Origin of the sequence: Legionella sp. MW5194, assembly GCF_016864235.1 — a bacterium.
Classification (GTDB): domain Bacteria; phylum Pseudomonadota; class Gammaproteobacteria; order Legionellales; family Legionellaceae; genus Legionella_C.
Genome location: NZ_CP045732.1, coordinates 2,668,965 through 2,688,186, shown reverse-complemented (window position 1 = coordinate 2,688,186; position 19,222 = coordinate 2,668,965). Strand labels below are relative to the sequence as shown.

The following is a 19,222-nucleotide window of genomic DNA, read 5'->3' as shown; positions in this document are numbered from 1 at the left end:
AGGTATTTCGATGCAGGAGACAAAATCGACTCTGTCCATTATAACCTACAATATCCATAAAGGATTTGGTGTGGGCCGTCTGCGCTTTTTGTTACCCGAAATGCGTGACGCTTTAGCGGAGCTTAATCCGGATTTTGTTTTTCTTCAGGAAGTTCAGGGCCTGCATCGGCGCCGCGAAAAGCGCATTAATGAATGGCCGGAGGCACCCCAGTTTGAATACATGGCCGAGAAAATCTGGCCGCACTACCTCTATGCCAAAAATGCGGTTTATCAGTCCGGCCATCATGGCAATGCCATTATCAGCAAATACCCCTTTACTGCTTTTGAAAACATCAATTTGTCCACGATGAACCGCGCCTCACGCAGCATTCTACATGGGCAAATCCAGCTTGAGGGCGTACCGTTTAAAACGGTGCATTTGCTCTGTGTACACCTTGGCTTATTTAAAGCCGAGCGGGCGTCACAATGCGAAGCCTTAATGCAACGGATTGCTGATGTGATTCCGGAAAATGAACCTTTGCTGATGGCGGGTGATTTTAATGACTGGCGCCGGCATTTATCCAAACCGTTGGCCGAAGAATTAGGTATTCATGAAGCCTTTTATCGTACGGAAGGGCGGCATGCCCGTTCATTTCCGGCGATAAAGCCGGCGTTGTGTATCGACAGAATTTATTTTCGCGGTATGGAAGTGAGAGAGGTGCAGTGTTTGCAGGGAAAGCCCTGGCGCATGCTCTCGGATCATGTGCCCTTGTTTGCTCGGTTTGAGATTATTTAAGCGAAGTTGTCAGGAAGTCGGGCCCAAAGGCCCGACACGTTTTCTTATTCCATGTCAGGGCGGTATTCACCGAAACAGGCTGCGCTGTTTAAACGAGCGCGTTTCAGCAGTGCTGCCTGGGCCGCTTCGACATTCTCTGCCCTGCCACCCCAGATTTTAAGGCAATCTTCCTGCAGCGCACGGCCATAAGAGAAACTCAAGGTCCAGGGTTGGTAACCGGTACTGTTAATGGCATTTAAGTTAACCGTGGCCTGTTGCGGTGTCTGGCCGCCAGAAAGGAAATTGATGGTGGGAACAGCCGCGGGAACGTTACTGCGAAACACATTGATGGTGTAATCCGCGACTTCTTCCGGCGAACTGAAGGGGACTGCTTCTTTCCCAGAGGTGACCATGCTGGGCTTTAATACGATCTGCTCCAGATCCACCTGATGAACGAACAGGGAATGGAACAGCTCATGCAGCACCATTTCATAAGCTTCCGCACAGTGGTCAATGTCGTGGTTGCCATCCATCAACAATTCCGGTTCAACAATTGGCACAATGCCGACAGACTGGCAAACGGCGGCATAACGAGCCAATACTTCTGCGCCAGCTTTAATGGCCGTTAGGCTGGGCGTGTATTCGCTGATGGAGTACACATTGCGCCATTTGGCGAATTTTGCACCCAGTTCTTTGTAATAAACCAGGCGGTCTTTCAGGCCGTCTAAACCCTGGGTAATTTTTTCATTGTCGGTATTGGCTAAATCAACCAGGCCTTTATCCACCTTAATGCCGGGTATAATGCCGTTGTTGGCAAACAGTTGGGCGATGGGGGTACCATGCTGGTCTTTATGCTGGAAGGTTTCCTCAAAAAGGATAACGCCATTGATGTACTGCTCAAGGCCTGCGGTATTGGCCAGTAACAGACGGTAATCACGGCGGTTGTCTTCCGTGTTTTCAACGCCGATGCTTTCAAAGCGTTTGCCTATGGTGCCATTGCTTTCGTCAGCGGCTAAAATACCTTTTCCATCCTGAAGAAGATGGTCCATGATGGCGGATAATTCATCGTAAAACATTGTAGCCTCTCTCCTCGTCATTAAAACGGTTTTATTTTATTGTCATTGCTGCTTTTATGCGAGCAGCATGGATTACTTTGATCGTGATTTTAGCGGGAAATGTATTTCTCACGAATAATTTGTTGCATGGCGAACCCTCTTTCCTTGAGGTCATTGAAGGCATCGTCGATCATGCCAGGATTTCCGCACAGGTACACCACATCGTTCTCGGGGTTGAGATTTAACTCAGGGAAAGCACGCTGTATATACCCTTTATATTCATGAGGCAGGAGGTTTTCCTGGCTTTCCCGGCTTAAATGAGCCCTGAATGTCACCTGGGGAAATTCCTGAGCCAGCATGAGGAACTCATCGGTATACAACAGATCCTCTCGCCGCTGGACCCCTTGCAGAATGACAATTTTTAATTCAGGCTGTTTGCGCAGGCGGTGTTTCAACTCATCAATCATGGCCCGGTAAGGGGTAATCCCGGTACTGGTGGCTGCCAAAATGAGGCGTTTGGGGGTATCCTCTTTCAGGATGAGGCGGCCAAAGGGGCCGTTGATATTAATCGTATCGCCGGGGGCTAAGTTAAAGAGAAGCTGGGTGCCTGGACCGCCCTCGACATAACCGGCGGCAAATTCGATACGGTTGTTTTGCGTGGGAACATTGGCGATACTGTAGCTTCGCTTCAGCATTTTTCCTTCATGCTCAAAGTGTATGGTTATAAATTGTCCAGCTAGATAATTAAATGCGGGGGACAGATTGGCGCGGAAAATAAAATGCTTTACATTGGGGGAAATCATAAACGCTTCTTCCAATGTAACCGGAAAGGTATTCACTTGCATGGTGTTCAATCGTTCAATAAGAAAGACACTAATATAGGGGAAAAATTACGCATTGCAAGTGTCCCTTAATTATTTAGGTATATAATTAACCTATGGATCAGAATGATTTAATCGTAATGATCGGCAATGTCAGCCGCTCACTTTTTCCAGTCCAGCATTTAATATCCGGGTTGGCGTATCTTATCGGCATCTCTTTTTTTTTCGTGGCCATTGCCAAACTTCGCCGCATTGGTGATGCGCGCGCCAGTGGCGGCAGCCATGAAAAGATGTTTATTCCTCTCGCGTATTTTTTAGGCGGTGCGGCGTTACTGTTTTTGCCGTCTGCGGTTCAAACCTTATCCAACACCACGTTTGGTATGGGCGGCAGCTTCAGTTATGCCAAATACAATCCGTATGACATCACCAGTTCCATGACGCTGGTTATCCAGACGGCAGGGCTTATCTGGTTCATTCGCGGCTGTACCCTGTTAGTCAGTGCCAGTGAACCGGGTGTACAGCATGGGCCCAAGGGGCTGGCTTTCCTGTTTGCGGGTATTCTGGCGATGAATTTCCAGATGACGCTGGCCACAGCCAACACATTGCTTGAGAAAATGATTAATGTCACCTTGAGCTTTAAAGCATCGCAGGGCTATTAGCGGTCGGTTTCTTCTTCATTACAGATTTTAAGGTTATTCTCGCGGGCAAATTCCAAAATCGCATGGTAGATCTGGGGACTGCTGTCTTTGAGCTTGGGATCAAGAAGCACGCATTTATAGCCGTCGGTATTGACGCTGGGTTGCAGCAGTGGGGAATACTGGATGCGGCTGTTTTTGAAGCTGGCCATCGCACCGCTCATACGTTCTGCCCAGTCGCTGGGTCTGAAAGGCTTCCCCTGGTCGGTTATTCCTTCGATAACGATTTTTTTATCGGTGGATTTGTCAGTCATGTCTCAGGCAATTAAAGAACAGTATGCCTAGTATAGCATCATCAATAACAAACAACGAAGCCATAGCTCTGAGGCCTTGTGTTATGCTAGCATGGTAGGGTTTTTACTTGGTGAGAGTTCGCGTTGTGAAGCAGAAAGAAAGTCATTCTGGCATTTATTTGTTGCCCAATTTGTTTACTACCGCAAGTCTGTTTGCCGCCTTTTATTCCATCGTTGCGTCCTTAAAGGCACACTATGAGCCTGCTGTTATTGCTATTTTTATCGGGATGCTGGCCGATGGCCTTGATGGCCGCATTGCCCGACTGACCAATACGCAAAGCGAATTTGGCGCGCAATACGACAGTTTGTCGGACATGGTTACGTTTGGCGTAGCCCCTTCGCTGCTTCTTTACAGTTTCAGTCTGCATGCCCTCGGCAAAATAGGCTGGCTGGTGGCGTTTCTTTACACTGCCGCTGTGGCCTTGCGCTTAGCCCGTTTTAATACCCAGGTTGGGGTTGCAGACAAGCGTTATTTCCAGGGGTTAGCCTGCCCGCCAGCCGCAGCCATCGTCTCGTCGTTGACCTGGTTTTGCTACCAGAATCAGCTACACAATCTGTTCATTGCCATTGTCACCGCATTGATTGCCGTGTCCACCGCGGTGCTGATGGTCAGTAATATTCGTTATTACAGTTTTAAAGAGGTGGATTTTAAAGGCAAGGTTCCTTTTCTTTACCTTTTATTAATGATCATTTTATTTGTGGCGATTGCGGCCAATCCGTCAGTGGTTTTATTTACCGGGTTTGTTCTGTATGCCTTGTCAGGACCGCTAAAAACCGTAGTCACTCTTTACCGCATTCGTCAGCGCGGGGATTAGAATTATTCAGGCTCGCCAAAACGGTTATTAATCAATTCCACCAGAGCCTGTTGCATCTGCTCTTCGTCGGGGCCTTCCATTTGCAGGGTAAGCTCTGTGCCTTTACTGGCGGCAAGCATCATGACACCCATAATGCTTTTGCCGTTGATGGTTTGAGAACCTTTGGTTACGTCAATGTGGCTCTGAAATTTCGATGCCGTAGACACGAATTTTGCAGAGGCTCTGGCGTGAAGGCCCAACTTATTGATGATAGTCACGGTTGTTTTAATCATAGCGCCATCAATGTAACATGCACACGGGTTTGTCTCAATGTCCCGGCGCATAATCTCTAAAATTAACTTCTGGCAGGTAATTGTTTCAGTACCTGGACCAGTTCGTCCCATGAAGAGGCACTGCGGCATTGGTCGCGAAATGCCTCGCAACTGACCTGCTTCACGATCGCTGAAAGCACTTTTAAATGCTTTTCCGGGTGATGTTCAGGCCCGAGCAGGCCAATTACCAGATCCACTGGCTGTTTGTCTTCGGCCCCGAAATCCACCGGGCGTTGCAGGCGGATAAAGCAGGCGGCTGGAGCATCGATGGCGGAGAATCGAACATGGGGAATCAAAAGACCATGGCCGAGGGTGGTGCTGCCCAGACTCTCGCGATGCCAGTAAGCTTCAAATAAATCATTGGCATTCAATTGAGGAAAGTCGTCACTGAATAACTGACTGATTTTAGTCAGTACTGCTGTTTTACTGTGTGAACAACCATCGATCAGGATACGGTGTTCATTAAGCAATTGAAAAAGCTGCATAAATGCTGGTTATGGGTAAAAGTTGCACTATTTTACCTCTTTTGGGCCATGGTTGACAATGCAACCGGTGAATTATACCGGTTAAATAATGGGAAGCAGGAAGAACGTGAGGACAGGAACAAGCCATGCGCCTGGCATGGCTTGCAGGCTGGATTACTCGCGATGATCGCGAATTCTCTCCTTGTGATCAATTAATTGCCTGTCGAGTTTATCGACCAATTCATCGATGGCAGTATACATGTCTTCGGATTCTGCCCGGGCATGCAGCTTGCCTTTGGCAATCAGGACGGAGGCCTCAGCAATTTGACGGAGTTTTTCTACATCAAAAATCACATTAATGGCGGTGATTTTATCAAAATGACGCTCCAGTTTATCAAATTTATCCTGCGTAAAAGCCCTCAAGGCAGGCGTCACTTCAACATGGTGGCCTGTGAAGTTGATTTGCATAACATTCTCCTTCAATTGATTAACACTTAACTACGGATGGTTTTGCGCTCGTTTGAGGGAGCAATACCCATAGCCTCCCGGTATTTTGCCACAGTACGGCGTGCCACGTGAATGCCTTGCTCGCCTATTAATTGGGCAATTTTACTGTCGCTCAATGGTTTTTTCCGGTTTTCCGCGGCAATGAGTTTTTTAATGACTGCGCGGATGGCAGTGGACGAGCATTCACCGCCATTGGCCGTGGCTACATGGCTTGAAAAGAAATATTTTAATTCAAAAACCCCGCGGGGGGTGTGCATGAATTTTTGGGTAGTGACCCTTGAAATCGTTGATTCGTGCATGTCCAGGGCCTGAGCCACGTCATTTAAAATAAGCGGTTTCATCGCTTCATCGCCGAGCTCGAGAAAATCCTGCTGGTATTTGACGATGCAACTGGCTACTTTCAGCAGCGTTTCCTGACGGCTTTGGACGCTTTTTAAGAACCAGCGGGCTTCCTGGAGATTGTTTTTCAAAAACTGGTTGTCAGCGCTGTTGTCAGCACGCTGAATTAAGGCAGCATAATGGTTATTGATGCTTAAGCGGGGCAGTGTGTTGTTATTTAAAAAGGCCTGCCAGACGCCGTCGATTTTTTTGACGGTGATGTCTGGAATAATGTATTCGGTTGTGGCCTGATTAATGAGGCTGCCGGGTTTGGGGTTTAAGCTTTGGATAATCTGAAGAACCTTATCCAGGGTTGATTCGTTCACCTGGTAATTCTTCATCAATTGCCGATAATTATGTTGGCCCAATAATTCAATGTCATTGCGCAGGATGCGTTTGGCCAAGGCCACCTCTTCCTCTTCTTCCAATTGCTGAAGCTGAACCAGCAGTGTCTCAGCGAGGCTATTGGCAGCGCAGCCGACAGGATCAAATTGTTGTATGCGGTGTTTGACTGCAATTATTTCCTCAATTTCGATAGGGCAATGCTCACTGTTGAGGCTGGCATGAAGCTCATCAACCGGAACAGTGAGGAAACCGTCATCATCGACTGCGTCGATAATGGCTGTGGCAATAACCCTGTCCACGTCGCTCATGGGGGTTAAGTCAAGCTGCCAGCGCAGGTGATCCTGCAGATTGGTTGTTGTGCAGTACAAATTGTCATAATTGAAATCAGGCTCGTCGAAGCTTGCCCGTTTATTGGTGTTTGAATAAAGCTGCGACCATTGGAAATCCATGAATTCATCCTGAGGTTTGTTTTGTTCAGGATTCGGTTCGTCCTTTTCCTCATGTGGCGTGGCTTCAAGCATGGGGTTTGATTCTACGATTTGCTGGATTTCCTGCTGCAAGTCAACCGTAGACAATTGAAGCAAACGGATTGCCTGTTGAAGCTGGGGCGTAAGGGTTAACTGTTGCGAAATACTGAGCTGCAACGATGGTTTCATGCAAATCCTCTTTGTAACATCGCTTTTAGTATAAGTTTAACTGATTCAGAAGGATTATCCAGTAGGGGAGCAGAGTAAATTGAGGCTGGTTTGGCGCAAGGCATTGATTAATGTCCTTTTTTAAAGCAGGTGATCTTAAATTGCGCGTCCCTTGTTTTTTTTATTCTAATTCATAATAGAAAATTTTTCAAATTAATAGTGTAATTTTTAATAAAAAATAATATAGTTTTTGCTTTGACATTTTTAATTTATTTTCTTAAAAATAAATAGGAGTGTTTATTTAATTTTTAATTGAAATTTACATTCAATTCTAACTATAAAAAGGAGATTGCTATGACTGGAACAAGTGAAGGCGGAAAAAAGGCAGCTGAAACAAGAGGTCACGACAGCCTAAGTGAAGCAGGTCGTAAAGGCGGTCAAGCCGCCGATCATAAAAAAGCAGCTGAAACAAGAGGCCATGAAAGCCTAAGCGAAGCCGGGAGAAAAGGAGGTAAAAATTCCCGAGGAAATGATGAAAAATAGATTGTATTGCGCGGGATTTTAGGCAAAAAATCCCGCTTTTTTTATTCTTATTTATGTTTTTATTCGCTAGGGACACAAGGAGGTTACCATGTCAAACCATTCAAAAAACCACGTCCATGAATTATCTCCCATGAGTCCGGATGTGATAAAGCCTGAAATCGAAGATCCACCGGCCTCGGAAGAATACCCCGCTCAGAGACCAAACGATAAAAAACCAAAAAAACCGCAACAACCCCATCCCGATACGCTCCCTGAAAGGGATCCCTGGCATTCTCCCGACACGGAGCCTTCCAGGCATCGTATTCAAGAGCCGGACTTATAATTCAGTTTACTGCGAGGGCATGCACCTCGGCTGTATTCCTGTTATTCTTTTTGATTTGTTATTCAGGACAAGCACTCATGTTAAAACAGGAATTGGACACCCCATGTCTCGTTATTGAAAAAAGCACGCTGCTTCAAAATCTTGAGGAAATGAAGCAACATGCGCTACGCCACGCCATCCAGGTACGCCCTCATGTTAAAACGCATAAGTGTTCCCGCCTGGCTGAATTGCAGGTCGAGTATGGTGCCATTGGTTTGAGCGTGGCGAAAGTGTCTGAGGCGGAAATGTTGATTAATCATGGACTTAAGAATATTTTAATCACCTCGCCTGTTGTTACCGCGGCTAAAATTGCACGCCTGGTGGCTTGCCTGCAAAAAGACCCGGATATTCTGGTGGTGGTCGATAATGAGCAGAATTTGGCTGATTTAAACGCAGCAGGCGAGGGGATTAACACTCCCATCAATGTGCTGGTTGATGTCGATTCAGGGCTAGGCAGAACGGGTGTAAGGCCGGATTACGCTGTTAATTTTGCATTGAAACTCAGCAAATACCCCTGGCTAAATCTGGTGGGCATTCAATGTTACGCCGGGCATTTGCAGCACATTTCATCCTACGAGGAGCGTAAAAGCAAATCCCTGCAGGTGATGCAAAAGGCCAGTGACATTCGAAAGGCATTCAGAAGCCAGGATTTACCCTGCCGCATTTTAACGGGTTCAGGCACAGGAACTTACGATATCGATGTGGAGGCCACCGAAATTACTGAAATTCAGCCGGGTTCTTATGCGGTGATGGATGTCGAATACAGCCTGATTGAGTCGCAGGGTAATGCACCTACCCCTGTTTTTCAACCGGCAATGACTCTGTTGACGACGGTGATCAGCTGCAACCGCATGGAGCACGTAACAGTCGATGCAGGCACCAAAGCCATTTATGCGAATGCTCACCACAAGCCTAAAATAATAAGCCATGAAGGATTGGAATACGATTGGGGAGGGTTTGGCGATGAACACGGAAAAATTACCGCACTCGGCAACACACCCTTACCTGCTAATGGTGAAATGCTTGAACTGGTTATACCGCATTGCGATCCAACCATTAATCTGTTTGATCAATTTTACCTTGTCGACAATGGTCGCGTTGTGGACGTGTGGGACATTGATTTAAGGGGTAAGTCGCAGTAATGTTTCAGCGTCGGGTATCCACTCGGCTTAAGACTTAAGTCATTAATCTGAACGGGCATCGGGTAACCCATCGATTCAGCGGGCAGAGGTCGAATCGGATGCGGGTAAGGCATGCTCCATTGCAAATCGTCTGGTCCTTTACAGCGCAAAAAAAAGGCCTCATAGAGGCCACTGACTTATTTGACTTTGGTTTCTTTATAGAGGGCGTACTTGCGCAATAGGGGATCGTATTTTCGTAACTCCAGCTTTTCAGGGTGGTTACGGGGATTTTTGGTTGTGGTGTAGTAATGACTGCTCTCAGTCGATTTTAATTTAATTTTGATGGTCACAGCGGCCATGATTTAATCCTCTTACACTTTCTCGCCTTGGGCGCGTAATTTGTCCAGAACCGCACGGATACCCAGTTTGTCAATGATACGGATACCTTTGGTGCTTACCTTTAATGTTACGAAGCGGTTTTCGCCTTCAACCCAGAAGCGGTGTTCCTGAATGTTGGGCAGAAAGCGTCTTTTGGTTTTATTGTTAGCATGCGACACATTGTTGCCCGTGGTCGGCCGCTTGCCAGTGACCTGACATACTCTAGACATGTTGTTACTCCAAAATTCGGTGCAGCAGAATTAACAGGGTAAGCCATTAATTCCTGGCATTCATTTAAAATTACCGTGTGCGAAATACAAGAGCGGTTTTATACCAAAAAATGAAGCTTCTTGCAAGATTTCTATTAATTTCAGCCAAAATTAAACGGACATTTTAAGGAGAGATCGCAAATTGGCAAGTTAGAGGTATAATCGCCGCCATTGTCATTGATGCGGCTATATAAATGAAAAGAACCATCAAAAGTTTCGTTCTTCGGGCAGGACGCACCAGTAACCGTCAACAACAGGGGCTTGAGCAATGGCTGCCTGCCTACGAATTACCCCTTGACGGTGACATGTGGGATTGGCAGACTCTTTTCAACCGCGAGGCTGAGACGGTGGTTGAAATTGGTTTCGGCATGGGGGCTTCCTTGTTGACCATGGCGCTTCGCCATCCGGAAATTAATTTTGTAGGCATTGAAGTGCATCGTGCCGGTCTCGGCAGCCTTGCGGCAGATTTGCATGAGCAGGGGGTATCCAACGTTCGCCTTGTGGCTCTGGATGCCGTCGAAATCTTTAAAACACGGATTGCGGAGGCCTCCCTGTCCGGAATCCAGATCTTTTTTCCTGATCCGTGGCCTAAAAAAAGGCATCAAAAACGCCGTTTGATTCAGCCGGCGTTCGTTAGTCTGTTAGCCGCCAAGCTGAAAAAAGGCGGCTTTTTGCATTGCGCCACCGACTGGCAGGATTATGCTGATCACATGCTGGCGGTTCTTGATAACGAACCGAAACTGGTAAATCAACAGGCAGAGGGGGGCTTCTCGCCTCGACCTGAGACACGCCCGCTAACCAAGTTTGAACAACGCGGACAACGGCTCGGCCATGGTGTCTGGGACTTAATTTATCTAAAAAAATAAGGAGAATACCCGTGAACAAGGGACTGTTAAAATCCGGCCTGTCAGGTCTGTTGCTGGTGTCAGGTATGGCGCTTCATGCCGCTACACCGCTGCCTTTACTGGCCAAACTAACCAATACCCCCGCCGTCTCCGGCTATGAAAAGCCCATCCGCGAACTGCTGAAGACGCAATGGAGCACGGCCTTGCCTCAGCTCGAAATCGACGGCATGGGCAATCTCATTGGCCATACGACCAGCCCATCGGCCCCCCGGTTGTTGTTAATGGCGCACATGGATGAAACCGGCTTCATGGTCGAGTCGATCACGGACGATGGTTTTGTAAAAATAGTCCCGGTAGGCGGCATTGCGACTGCCGTCATTTATGCTCAGCGCTGGCATATTGCAGGCGACAGGCACCCCATTACCGGTTATTCCGGTATGGATTCCCCGCATCTGCTCGGGGACAAAAAAATGCTCGGTTCGCCGGACATTTCATTCCTGTTTCTGGATGTAGGGGCTGAAAATAAAGAGGATGCAGTGAAACGCCTGGGTATCCGTCCCGGCCTGGCAGTTACTCCCGTCAGTGAATTCACAGCGCTGAGTGACACCCGCTTTCTGGCCAAGGCCCTGGATGATCGCATCGGCCTTGCAGCCATCAGTGAAGTGCTGCAAACCGTCAAAAACAGCAAGCCGGCATACCAATTGTTTGCTGCCGCCACTGTGCAGGAAGAGGTGGGCATGCGCGGTGCCTCAACCGTCTATCAGGCAGCCAAACCGGATGTCGTGATTAATGTGGAGGTCGGCATTGCAGATGATTACCCCTCATTAATCGCTGAAAGAAAAAACACCATTTTTCTTGGCAAGGGTCCCTCGGTTTTTGTCTATGATCGCTCGATGATTCCCAATCAGGCGCTGGTCAACTGGGTGAGGGACATTGCTGCAAAAAACCATATTCCAGTGCAATTGGAAGTGGAAATGGGTTATGGGGAGGACGGTTCAAAATTACAGATGTCCGGAAAAGGGGTTCCGGCGATTAATATTGGTATACCTGTCCGCTATGCTCATCAGCATGCCGGTGTGTTTGACAAGCGCGATTACCATCAGGCTGTGCGTCTTTTAACCTTGCTGGTTGAAAATTTTAATCAGGATATTGCCAAGCAAATTAAAAATGGTTAACACTATGGCAGGAAGTTATACTTTCTGCCCGCGGAGTTGCTTTTGACGGTCAAGGTTAGTAGCAACGTCATGTGACAAGATTCTAAAGGGATTTAATCTTCCATCCGTGGATGAGGCCCATCCCTTTGGACTTTTATAAGGATGTGGTATGGATTTTTCAGCTTTGGACAATGCGCTGGCACAGGGTTTCAGTGCATTCACTCGATACATTGAAGAGCAACTGGGCGAAGACGAGGCTCTTTTACAGAAGACATTCTGGCATCATGGGAAAATGGTTGATTTTCTGAGTTATGTCATCCAGCAGCATGATCATGAAAGCAATGATTTAACGGGGCACGTGCAATTTCTCCTGGAACACGGAGCGAATACCCTGTTAAACCAACCGGTCCACCTGGTTCTTAAAGAAAAAAAACTGGATTTGCTGCCTGTGCTCCTCGAAGCGCAGGGCAAACTGCAAAAAAACCTTAAAGCGCCGCACAACGAAAAAGAAATGGAGATATGGGTTGACAATGAGGAGCAGCAACCTGATTCGCATTCGCATTTTATTAATGGCAGAGACAGAGACGGGCGAACCATTCTGTCAAGGGCCATTGAAACAGGCTCGATTGACTGCATACGCAGGGTTCTGACCTACAAACCCTTAATTGACCAGGCAGATAACATTCAGTTGGATGAAGCGACGGCGCGCGAGATGCAGCCGCTTCATCTCGCGGCTTTTCGGGATTTTGGCGAAGGCGTCAAGGAATTGCTTCGTGCCGGCGCCAACGTGGACAATCCCTTTGGCAGTCGCAAAAGACCGGTTCTTTCCATCGCTGCCCGGGAAGTCAACGTCAGTGCTCTGGAAGCGGCTCTGGAGGTCGCCAATAAGCCTTTACAACTGAATTACGAAGACACAATGAGATTAAGGCCAATCGATTTATTATGCGATTCTCTGGCAAAAAATAAAAAAACACATGAGGCGATTCGTGGTATTGCCATGTTGTTGTGCCGCGGGGCCGACATGCCGCGCACGGAAACATACTGCCAGTTGTTGCATACACACCGACGCCAATTACTGAATGACATTTTAGATTATGCTGGAAAAAATCCGGAATTGAAGCCTTCGATTTTGCGCACCATTCATAACAAGAATCATGCCTTGCATCGCGTTATTTACGATACCCATTCCCTGGGACGTTCGGTTAAAAATTTAACGGGCGGCTATGATGATTTGGCAGGACAGGTCGAAAGCCTGGCTCAGGATATTCCTGTAAATGCGGAAATTCAATTGCAGGCAGACGAGAAGCGATTTGCCGAGTTCGTCCAGCTCTATTTAAAAAACATTAAAAACGCGACTTTTTTTAATCGCTGGAGTGGCATGTTGACCAAAATTTCCCAAGGTGAGGTGACGTCCTGGCAGCAATTGTGCGACTACGCGTACGCCAATCCCAATAGCCGTACCGCCCTCATCATTAAACAGATGGACAGTGAGGTCAACACGGTTCATTTACAACATGATGCGTTGACTGTTTAGTCAGAAAACCCTGCATGCCATGCCGCGAAGATCCGCGGCATGGCGCAATCATTGTAATCAAAACGACCCCTTCAGAAACGACCGCTTATCGCCGGGTGATTGATTCCATAAAGCAACTTAATCTTTGCATTCCCATTACATTGCTTGCCTTCATAGTCTATAAACCCTAGAATTCTATTTTTATGCAAGGCGGAGAGTAACCAATGGGGTGGAATGAGCCGGAAAAAGGCAAGGATCCATGGGGTGGAAAAGACCAGCCCCCTGACCTGGATGAGGCATTGAAGCGTTTTCAGGAGCGCCTTAAAAAAGCATTGTTTGGCGGCTCTGGCCAGGAAGGGGGCGGGGCGGCGCCGAAACAGGGCAATGGTGGTCTTCTGGCTGGCATGGTGGCGCTTATTCTGTTTATTCTCTGGGCTTTGTCAGGCATTTTTATTGTCGATCCCGCAGAACAGGCCGTTATTCTTCGCTTCGGTAAATACGTCGAAACCGTGGGGCCGGGACCGCACTGGATACCGCGCATTATCTCCACCAAAATTGTCCATAACGTGGAAAGGATCGCACACTATTCCTATTCCGCCCAGATGCTGACTAAGGATGAAAACCTGGTGTCGGTCTCACTGGTCGTGCAATACCGTATTGGCGATCTGGAAGATTACCTGTTTAATGTGGCTGACCCTGAGGAAAGCCTGCAGCAAACCACGTCAAGCGCCCTGCGTCAGGTGGTGGGTAAGACAACCTTGAATCAGATCATTACCGAAGGACGAGAGGCCTGGGGTACGGATGTGCAGGACGTGCTGGTTAAAACCCTGAAGAAATACAACACGGGGATTGTGATTGTCAACGTATCGCCTCAGCCTGCCCGTGCGCCGGAAAGCGTGCAGGATGCGTTTGATGATGCGATTAAGGCCAGGGAAGATGAGAAACGCTTCCAGGGACAGGCCTTAGCCTATCAGGCACGTGTGGTACCCATTGCAGAAGGAAATGCCAAGCGGATTCTTGCGGAGGCAAAGGCAGACGCAGAGCAGGCGGTATTGCGAGCCAAGGGTGACGTCGCTGAGTTTTTAGCGCTGCTGCCGCAATATACCCAGGCACCGATTGTGACGTCGGAGCGCATGTACTTCGAAACCATGCAGCGTGTTTTAAGTCGCAGCACCAAAGTGATTGTGGATAGCAAGGCAGGCAATCTGTTGTATCTGCCGTTGGATAAACTGGCCACCAGTATAGTGCCTCAGTCTATCCCCGTAAAAGGCAAATCCATGGCTGCCAATGCAGGCGATAATGAGGAAGACAGCCTGGTTGCCGGCCGTCAGACCAAACGCCAGCTTTATCGCCAGGGGAGAAACGAATAATGAATGCAATGAAAACGATATTAGGAATTTTAGGCTTTTTTGTACTCATCCTGTTTCTCACCAGCGTATTTACCATTACTCAGGGCGAGCACGGCCTGTTGCTGCGGTTGGGGCGGTTGGTTGAAGAAGGGAAAAGCGGTCAGGTCAAAGTATTGGGACCGGGCTTGCATGTGAAAACACCTTTCATTGAAAGTGTGCGGATTTTTGATACCCGTTTGCAGACGCTCGATATTAAATCGTCCCGGATTGTGACAAAGGAAAAGAAAGACGTTATTGTCGATTATTTTGTCAAATGGCGCATTGACAATCTGGCGCGCTATTACAAGGCCACCGGCGGCAATGAATTCAAGGCCGAAACCCTGCTTGAGCAGCAGCTCAATACCTTTATCCGTGCGGAATTTGGCAAGCGCTTTATTGCCGATGTTGTTTCGGGCAGCCGGGATGATGTCATGGAGGTATTGCGCACCAAAGCACAGCAACAGGCTTCCCAGTTAGGGGTCGTCGTGGTTGACGTGAGAATTAAAGGCATCGAACTGCCACCCACCACCAGCAATTCGGTGTATCAGTCCATGCGGGCCGACATGCAGAAAATAGCCAATCGTCACCGTGCGGATGGTAATGCGGCAGCCGAGGCCATTAAAGCCAACGCGGATGCGCAAGTCACCGTATTACTGGCTACAGCCCAAAGTGAGGGCCAGGAAATCCGGGCGAAGGGTCAGGCAGAGGCAGCCGGCATCTACGCGAAAGCGTTCCAGCAAAACAGCGATTTTTTTGCCTTTTACCGCAGCTTGAAAGCGTATGAGAACAGTTTCAATACCAAACGCGATCTGCTTATTCTTGATCAAAGCAGTTCCTTTTTTACTTACTTTAAACATCCTATGCTAAAAGGGAATGGAGAATTTAAGAAAAACTGATATAATATTAAATTTTGCTGAAATCGGGTTAAGCATGCTTAACCCTTTTTTATTGGAGTCGGTGGTTGTGATCGTCAGTTTTCTCTCCGCATTGGCCTTGATGTTTGTACTTGAAGGTATAATGCCGTTTGCCTCACCGGGGCGGTGGAAGCAGTTATTATGCAAAATTGTCGAGAAAGAGGATGTCGTGTTGCGTATTGCCGGGTTTATTAGCATGTTGGTGGGAGTCACGCTTCTCACTGTTGTTCATCAATTTGCAGAGTAAGAGTCTATTATGGGTAAGAATGTTGTAGTAGTAGGAACGCAATGGGGTGATGAAGGAAAAGGGAAGATCGTTGACCTGTTGACTCATGATGTGAATGTTGTCGTCCGCTACCAGGGCGGCCACAATGCGGGTCATACCCTAAAAATTAAAGGTGAAAAAACGGTCTTGCGTCTCATTCCCTCAGGCATGCTGCGTCCCCATGTGCAATGTTACATTGCTAATGGCGTCGTGTTAGCCCCCGACGCGTTGCTAACCGAGATTAAAGAGCTGGAAGGCAAGGGCATTGATGTCAGAACACGTCTGCACATCAGTCAGGCCTGCCCCCTCATCCTGCCTTGTCATATTGCTCTGGATAAAGCGCGTGAAACGCACAAGGGGAGCACCGCCATCGGTACGACAGGCCGCGGTATTGGTCCGGCCTATGAAGACAAGATAGCCCGCCGTGCCATTAAAGTCAGTGATTTGTTTCATCCGCAACGGTTTGAAGCCAAATTGAAGGAATTGCTGCAATACCATAATTTTGTGTTGAAAAATTATTATAACCAACCGGAAGTCGCGCTGCAGCCGTTGCTGGATGAGGCGGCGCGTTGGGCTCGCGAATTAAAAGACATGGTCTGTGACGTCACCACCCGCCTGCATGAACACCGTGAGCAGGGTGACTCTATTTTGTTTGAGGGCGCGCAAGGGGTTTATCTGGATATTGATCACGGTACCTATCCTTTCGTGACCTCGTCCAATACCTGCGTAGGCAGCGTGGTAAACGGCGCTGGTTTTGGCCCCCGTTACCTGGATTATGTTCTGGGGATCACCAAAGCCTACACCACCCGTGTCGGGGGCGGCCCATTCCCGACGGAACTGCATGATGAGGTGGGCAAACAGTTGGCTTCGCGCGGCAATGAGTTTGGTGCGGTCACCGGCCGTCCTCGCCGCTGCGGTTGGTTCGATGCGGTTTTGCTGCGCCGTTCCATCGAACTGAACAGTATCTCCGGGTTATGCCTAACCAAACTGGATGTGCTTGATGGCCTTGATGTCTTAAAAATTGCGGTAGCTTATCGTGATTGTGAAGGCAAACTGTTGACCCGTCCTCCGCAGTCCGCGGATGATTTTGCAGGCTTAGAGCCCGTCTATGAAGAATTTCCAGGCTGGCAGGAATCGACTGCGGACGCCACCTCCATTGAGCAATTACCAGCCAATGCCATTGCTTACATGAGACGCATTGAATTATTACTGGGTATCCCCGTTGCCATGTTGTCGACTGGGCCGGAGCGTGATTCCACGATTGTTTTTGAAGATCCTTTTTCGGCCTGACAGGCTAAGGATTGGGCTTCCTTTGGATTGCCCAATCCCCATTTTCTACTGATTCCTACTGATCATACCGCTTTTCAAATGCCGCCAGTTGCAATTCCAGTTGACGCTGCAATTGGGCCTTCTGACTGCCTTGAATGAAGTTCAGGCACGTCGCGCTGTTTAAATCCTTGCATTGCGGCACGCTGACTCCGGGCTGACTCGGATTCCATAAACTTTCTCCGGGTAGGAAACTGAAGGTCAGGGCATTGCGGTTAATCTGTTTAAGCGTTGCATAATCCAGTTGATGGTGTAATACGGCTTCAACGTACTGGGCGGTTAAATCCGTGCGTAAAATGCCTTCATCGTCAGTGGAAAGGACGACAGGCACCTGGTGCTTTAAGTAGTAATTAAGCGGGTGTTGTTTACCTTCAATCGCAAGAATGGCTTTATTACTGATTAAATTAATTTCCACGGCCATGTTCCTTTCCTTTAAAAGGCGCATGATTTCGTCAGGATTTTCTTCATGGGCGATGTCGACTCCATGGCCGATGCGCCTGGCATTGCCGACTAACATGGCGTCACGAATGTGAAAACGGGTATCGGCCGGGACAACGTCTTGTGGCGACAATTCACCGGCATGGAGGGCAATGGGTACTTCGGGGTAGTTCTTGTGCAGAAATTCAAAAATTTTCATTTGTCCACGGTAATTCCTTAACGACAAATAACCGTCTTCCGGTTGCACCAGATTAACAGCAACCAGTGATTTGGAACGCGATGCGGCCTCAAACCCATGCAGCGCCTGGGCAAATACTTTATCCAGGCTTTGTTCTCTTAACACATAATATTGAAACCGGACGGTTAAACCGCAAACCGGCTGTTCAGGCTTCTGCCCGCAGTTAAGGAAGGATTGCGCCTCGTTAAGCAGATGATCGGATTTGTTGACTGTTTTAGTGATGGTGCCCCTAAATCCCGGGTTAGCGAGAAGCTTCGTTTTCATCGCTGCCATCTCGGTTAAGGTAAACGACGGATCGGCGAACGCGATGGATGCCCCATTGTCGGGTAGAATCATTATTTCCATGTAGTGTTCATGCTGATCGGCAGCCCGCAACATTACTTCACTCAATAACTCGGCATCGTGATTGGCCACCAGTGGGATAAATTTCATGAAGGAGGCAAAAAAATGATCATGGCCGGACTCAGCACCTGGAATAAAATCTTTCATCGACCAGGCGCGTACTGTGTTGGCATAGATTTCCGGATGCTGGCTTAATTCCCTGGCAGGAATACCGCGGCAGGCCTCCGTAGTTTTGCTGATGGCAAAGGTCGCGGTATCAAGACAATAGTCGTGTTTAGCAGCCACAGCCAACATCGCTTCAGGATAAGCGCCGCCAGCGAGGTGGTAATGCAGTTCGCCGCCTTTGGGCATTGCTTTGAAAAAGGCATAAAGCGAATTGGGATCGTGCTTGATTGCATCAACATACTGATTGACATGAGCGAAGCAGGATGATTGATAAACCAGAAAAGACAATAGGGCATGGCGTAAAGACAACATAGGCAAGGCTAAAAAGGGTCAAAAGGTAATTATCTCATATGGAGGACAGAATGGCTATGCGCCTGTCTGTAGTACTCATCACCAGATGGCAGTTTTATAGAAATGCGGTTGGAGAGGCTGCCTTCCCTGGCGGCAACGTGATTTTACTTATTTTGTTGACATAATCCCGGCTTCGATTAAAAAAATCATCAGTAAATAATTCAACCAACCGGCCTGATTTCACAGGCTGATCACAGTCATCGTACCGTAGGCGCTTGAGGATTCCCACGTTCAGCTTCTTCAAGGAGTATCATGGAGTGTTGATAGTCAGGAGAGTGCGCATTGATTTCGTCGATGACAGTCAACAGCTGTTTAAGCAGCTCATCATATTTTTTCAATTGGTTTTCAATCGCTTCCTTTTTGCCAGGGTATTCTTTTTTTTGTTTTTCTGAATGGGCAATTGCCTTCCTGATGAGAATGGATTGATCAATCGCCTGTTCGCGTGTGACATCCACATTTTTCATGAACGTCTCCAGCGTCAGCCGTTTTTTTGTAATTATTCCATTTTCCATGTAGGACTCCAAAATTTAAAAATTGT

At 47.9% G+C, this 19,222-nt stretch carries 24 protein-coding genes; 13 read left to right on the top strand and 11 right to left on the bottom strand.

All coding sequences use genetic code 11. From position 1 onward, the window contains the following. Positions 1 to 10 precede the first annotated feature (10 nt). Positions 11 to 775: an endonuclease/exonuclease/phosphatase family protein gene (locus tag GH742_RS12350; protein ID WP_203455220.1), complete on the top strand. Its 765-nt coding sequence runs from the start codon at positions 11 to 13 to the stop codon at positions 773 to 775. Positions 776 to 819: 44 nt separating this feature from the next. Here GH742_RS12350 and GH742_RS12345 read toward each other — a convergent pair whose 3' ends face one another. Beyond that, a complete protein-coding gene (locus GH742_RS12345; RefSeq protein ID WP_203455219.1) occupies positions 820 to 1,830 on the bottom strand; it encodes a class I fructose-bisphosphate aldolase in 1,011 nt (336 codons plus the stop codon). 89 nt (positions 1,831 to 1,919) lie between these two features. Beyond that, entirely contained in the window at positions 1,920 to 2,654 is a 735-nt protein-coding gene (locus GH742_RS12340) for a ferredoxin--NADP reductase (protein WP_203455218.1), read from the bottom strand. 92 nt (positions 2,655 to 2,746) lie between these two features. On the opposite strand from GH742_RS12340, the gene GH742_RS12335 reads away from it, so the two are divergent. After that, positions 2,747 to 3,289, top strand: a complete 543-nt coding sequence (locus GH742_RS12335) for a type IV secretion protein IcmC (RefSeq protein ID WP_203455217.1) — start codon at positions 2,747 to 2,749, stop codon at positions 3,287 to 3,289. Here the strand turns inward: GH742_RS12335 and GH742_RS12330 are convergent. Then, positions 3,286 to 3,579 (bottom strand): DUF3579 domain-containing protein, encoded by a 294-nt coding sequence (locus GH742_RS12330; protein ID WP_203455216.1) that lies wholly within the window; start codon positions 3,577 to 3,579, stop codon positions 3,286 to 3,288. The two genes, GH742_RS12335 and GH742_RS12330, sit on opposite strands and share 4 nt — an antisense overlap. Positions 3,580 to 3,704: 125 nt before the next feature. On the opposite strand from GH742_RS12330, the gene pssA reads away from it, so the two are divergent. Then, the gene (gene pssA, locus GH742_RS12325; RefSeq protein WP_203455215.1) at positions 3,705 to 4,433 is read left to right on the top strand and encodes a CDP-diacylglycerol--serine O-phosphatidyltransferase; all 729 of its coding nucleotides are present in this window, start codon (positions 3,705 to 3,707) and stop codon (positions 4,431 to 4,433) included. A 2-nt stretch (positions 4,434 to 4,435) separates the two neighbouring features. On the opposite strand, the gene GH742_RS12320 is transcribed toward pssA, so the two are convergent. The 4 genes from GH742_RS12320 to GH742_RS12305 form a co-directional block, all read right to left on the bottom strand. Continuing rightward, positions 4,436 to 4,705 (bottom strand): HPr family phosphocarrier protein, encoded by a 270-nt coding sequence (locus tag GH742_RS12320; protein WP_203455214.1) that lies wholly within the window; start codon positions 4,703 to 4,705, stop codon positions 4,436 to 4,438. Positions 4,706 to 4,767: 62 nt separating this feature from the next. Beyond that, positions 4,768 to 5,229 (bottom strand): PTS sugar transporter subunit IIA, encoded by a 462-nt coding sequence (locus GH742_RS12315; protein WP_203455213.1) that lies wholly within the window; start codon positions 5,227 to 5,229, stop codon positions 4,768 to 4,770. 153 nt (positions 5,230 to 5,382) lie between these two features. Next, on the bottom strand, positions 5,383 to 5,676 hold the full coding sequence (hpf, locus tag GH742_RS12310) for a ribosome hibernation-promoting factor, HPF/YfiA family (protein WP_058530957.1): 294 nt from the start codon (positions 5,674 to 5,676) through the stop codon (positions 5,383 to 5,385). A 26-nt stretch (positions 5,677 to 5,702) separates the two neighbouring features. After that, the gene (locus tag GH742_RS12305; protein ID WP_203455212.1) at positions 5,703 to 7,094 is read right to left on the bottom strand and encodes an RNA polymerase factor sigma-54; all 1,392 of its coding nucleotides are present in this window, start codon (positions 7,092 to 7,094) and stop codon (positions 5,703 to 5,705) included. Positions 7,095 to 7,427: 333 nt separating this feature from the next. Here GH742_RS12305 and GH742_RS12300 point away from each other — a divergent pair, with 333 nt between their 5' ends. The 3 genes from GH742_RS12300 (at position 7,428) to GH742_RS12290 (ending at position 9,119) form a co-directional block, all read left to right on the top strand. Continuing rightward, complete coding sequence (locus GH742_RS12300; protein WP_203455211.1) at positions 7,428 to 7,616, top strand: hypothetical protein; 189 nt, start codon at positions 7,428 to 7,430, stop codon at positions 7,614 to 7,616. 88 nt (positions 7,617 to 7,704) lie between these two features. Then, complete coding sequence (locus GH742_RS12295) at positions 7,705 to 7,938, top strand: hypothetical protein (RefSeq protein ID WP_203455210.1); 234 nt, start codon at positions 7,705 to 7,707, stop codon at positions 7,936 to 7,938. Between the two features lie 77 nt (positions 7,939 to 8,015). Beyond that, positions 8,016 to 9,119 carry a DSD1 family PLP-dependent enzyme gene (locus GH742_RS12290; protein WP_203455209.1) on the top strand — a complete coding sequence of 368 codons (1,104 nt, stop codon included), beginning with the start codon at positions 8,016 to 8,018 and terminating at the stop codon, positions 9,117 to 9,119. A gap of 176 nt (positions 9,120 to 9,295) precedes the next feature. On the opposite strand, the gene rpmG is transcribed toward GH742_RS12290, so the two are convergent. Continuing rightward, the gene (rpmG, locus tag GH742_RS12285) at positions 9,296 to 9,457 is read right to left on the bottom strand and encodes a 50S ribosomal protein L33 (protein WP_203455208.1); all 162 of its coding nucleotides are present in this window, start codon (positions 9,455 to 9,457) and stop codon (positions 9,296 to 9,298) included. Positions 9,458 to 9,469: 12 nt separating this feature from the next. Beyond that, positions 9,470 to 9,706 carry a 50S ribosomal protein L28 gene (gene rpmB / locus GH742_RS12280; RefSeq protein WP_108292997.1) on the bottom strand — a complete coding sequence of 79 codons (237 nt, stop codon included), beginning with the start codon at positions 9,704 to 9,706 and terminating at the stop codon, positions 9,470 to 9,472. Positions 9,707 to 9,939: 233 nt separating this feature from the next. On the opposite strand from rpmB, the gene trmB reads away from it, so the two are divergent. The 7 genes from trmB (at position 9,940) to GH742_RS12245 (ending at position 17,114) form a co-directional block, all read left to right on the top strand. Continuing rightward, positions 9,940 to 10,611, top strand: a complete 672-nt coding sequence (gene trmB, locus GH742_RS12275) for a tRNA (guanosine(46)-N7)-methyltransferase TrmB (protein ID WP_203455207.1) — start codon at positions 9,940 to 9,942, stop codon at positions 10,609 to 10,611. Between the two features lie 65 nt (positions 10,612 to 10,676). After that, positions 10,677 to 11,765 (top strand): M42 family metallopeptidase, encoded by a 1,089-nt coding sequence (locus GH742_RS12270; protein WP_203456941.1) that lies wholly within the window; start codon positions 10,677 to 10,679, stop codon positions 11,763 to 11,765. A gap of 148 nt (positions 11,766 to 11,913) precedes the next feature. Continuing rightward, a complete protein-coding gene (locus GH742_RS12265; protein WP_203455206.1) occupies positions 11,914 to 13,278 on the top strand; it encodes an ankyrin repeat domain-containing protein in 1,365 nt (454 codons plus the stop codon). Between the two features lie 203 nt (positions 13,279 to 13,481). Then, entirely contained in the window at positions 13,482 to 14,627 is a 1,146-nt protein-coding gene (gene hflK / locus GH742_RS12260; RefSeq protein WP_203455205.1) for an FtsH protease activity modulator HflK, read from the top strand. Beyond that, a complete protein-coding gene (gene hflC / locus GH742_RS12255; protein WP_203455204.1) occupies positions 14,627 to 15,541 on the top strand; it encodes a protease modulator HflC in 915 nt (304 codons plus the stop codon). Before hflK ends, hflC begins: the two co-directional genes overlap by 1 nt. Positions 15,542 to 15,575: 34 nt before the next feature. Further along, a complete protein-coding gene (locus GH742_RS12250) occupies positions 15,576 to 15,806 on the top strand; it encodes a DUF2065 domain-containing protein (protein WP_239005213.1) in 231 nt (76 codons plus the stop codon). A 9-nt stretch (positions 15,807 to 15,815) separates the two neighbouring features. Continuing rightward, the gene (locus GH742_RS12245; RefSeq protein ID WP_203455203.1) at positions 15,816 to 17,114 is read left to right on the top strand and encodes an adenylosuccinate synthase; all 1,299 of its coding nucleotides are present in this window, start codon (positions 15,816 to 15,818) and stop codon (positions 17,112 to 17,114) included. A gap of 55 nt (positions 17,115 to 17,169) precedes the next feature. On the opposite strand, the gene GH742_RS12240 is transcribed toward GH742_RS12245, so the two are convergent. Both GH742_RS12240 and GH742_RS12235 read right to left on the bottom strand, forming a co-directional pair. After that, positions 17,170 to 18,645 carry an adenosine deaminase gene (locus GH742_RS12240; protein ID WP_203455202.1) on the bottom strand — a complete coding sequence of 492 codons (1,476 nt, stop codon included), beginning with the start codon at positions 18,643 to 18,645 and terminating at the stop codon, positions 17,170 to 17,172. Between the two features lie 236 nt (positions 18,646 to 18,881). Next, a complete protein-coding gene (locus GH742_RS12235) occupies positions 18,882 to 19,196 on the bottom strand; it encodes a hypothetical protein (RefSeq protein WP_108293011.1) in 315 nt (104 codons plus the stop codon). Positions 19,197 to 19,222: the final 26 nt, after the last annotated feature.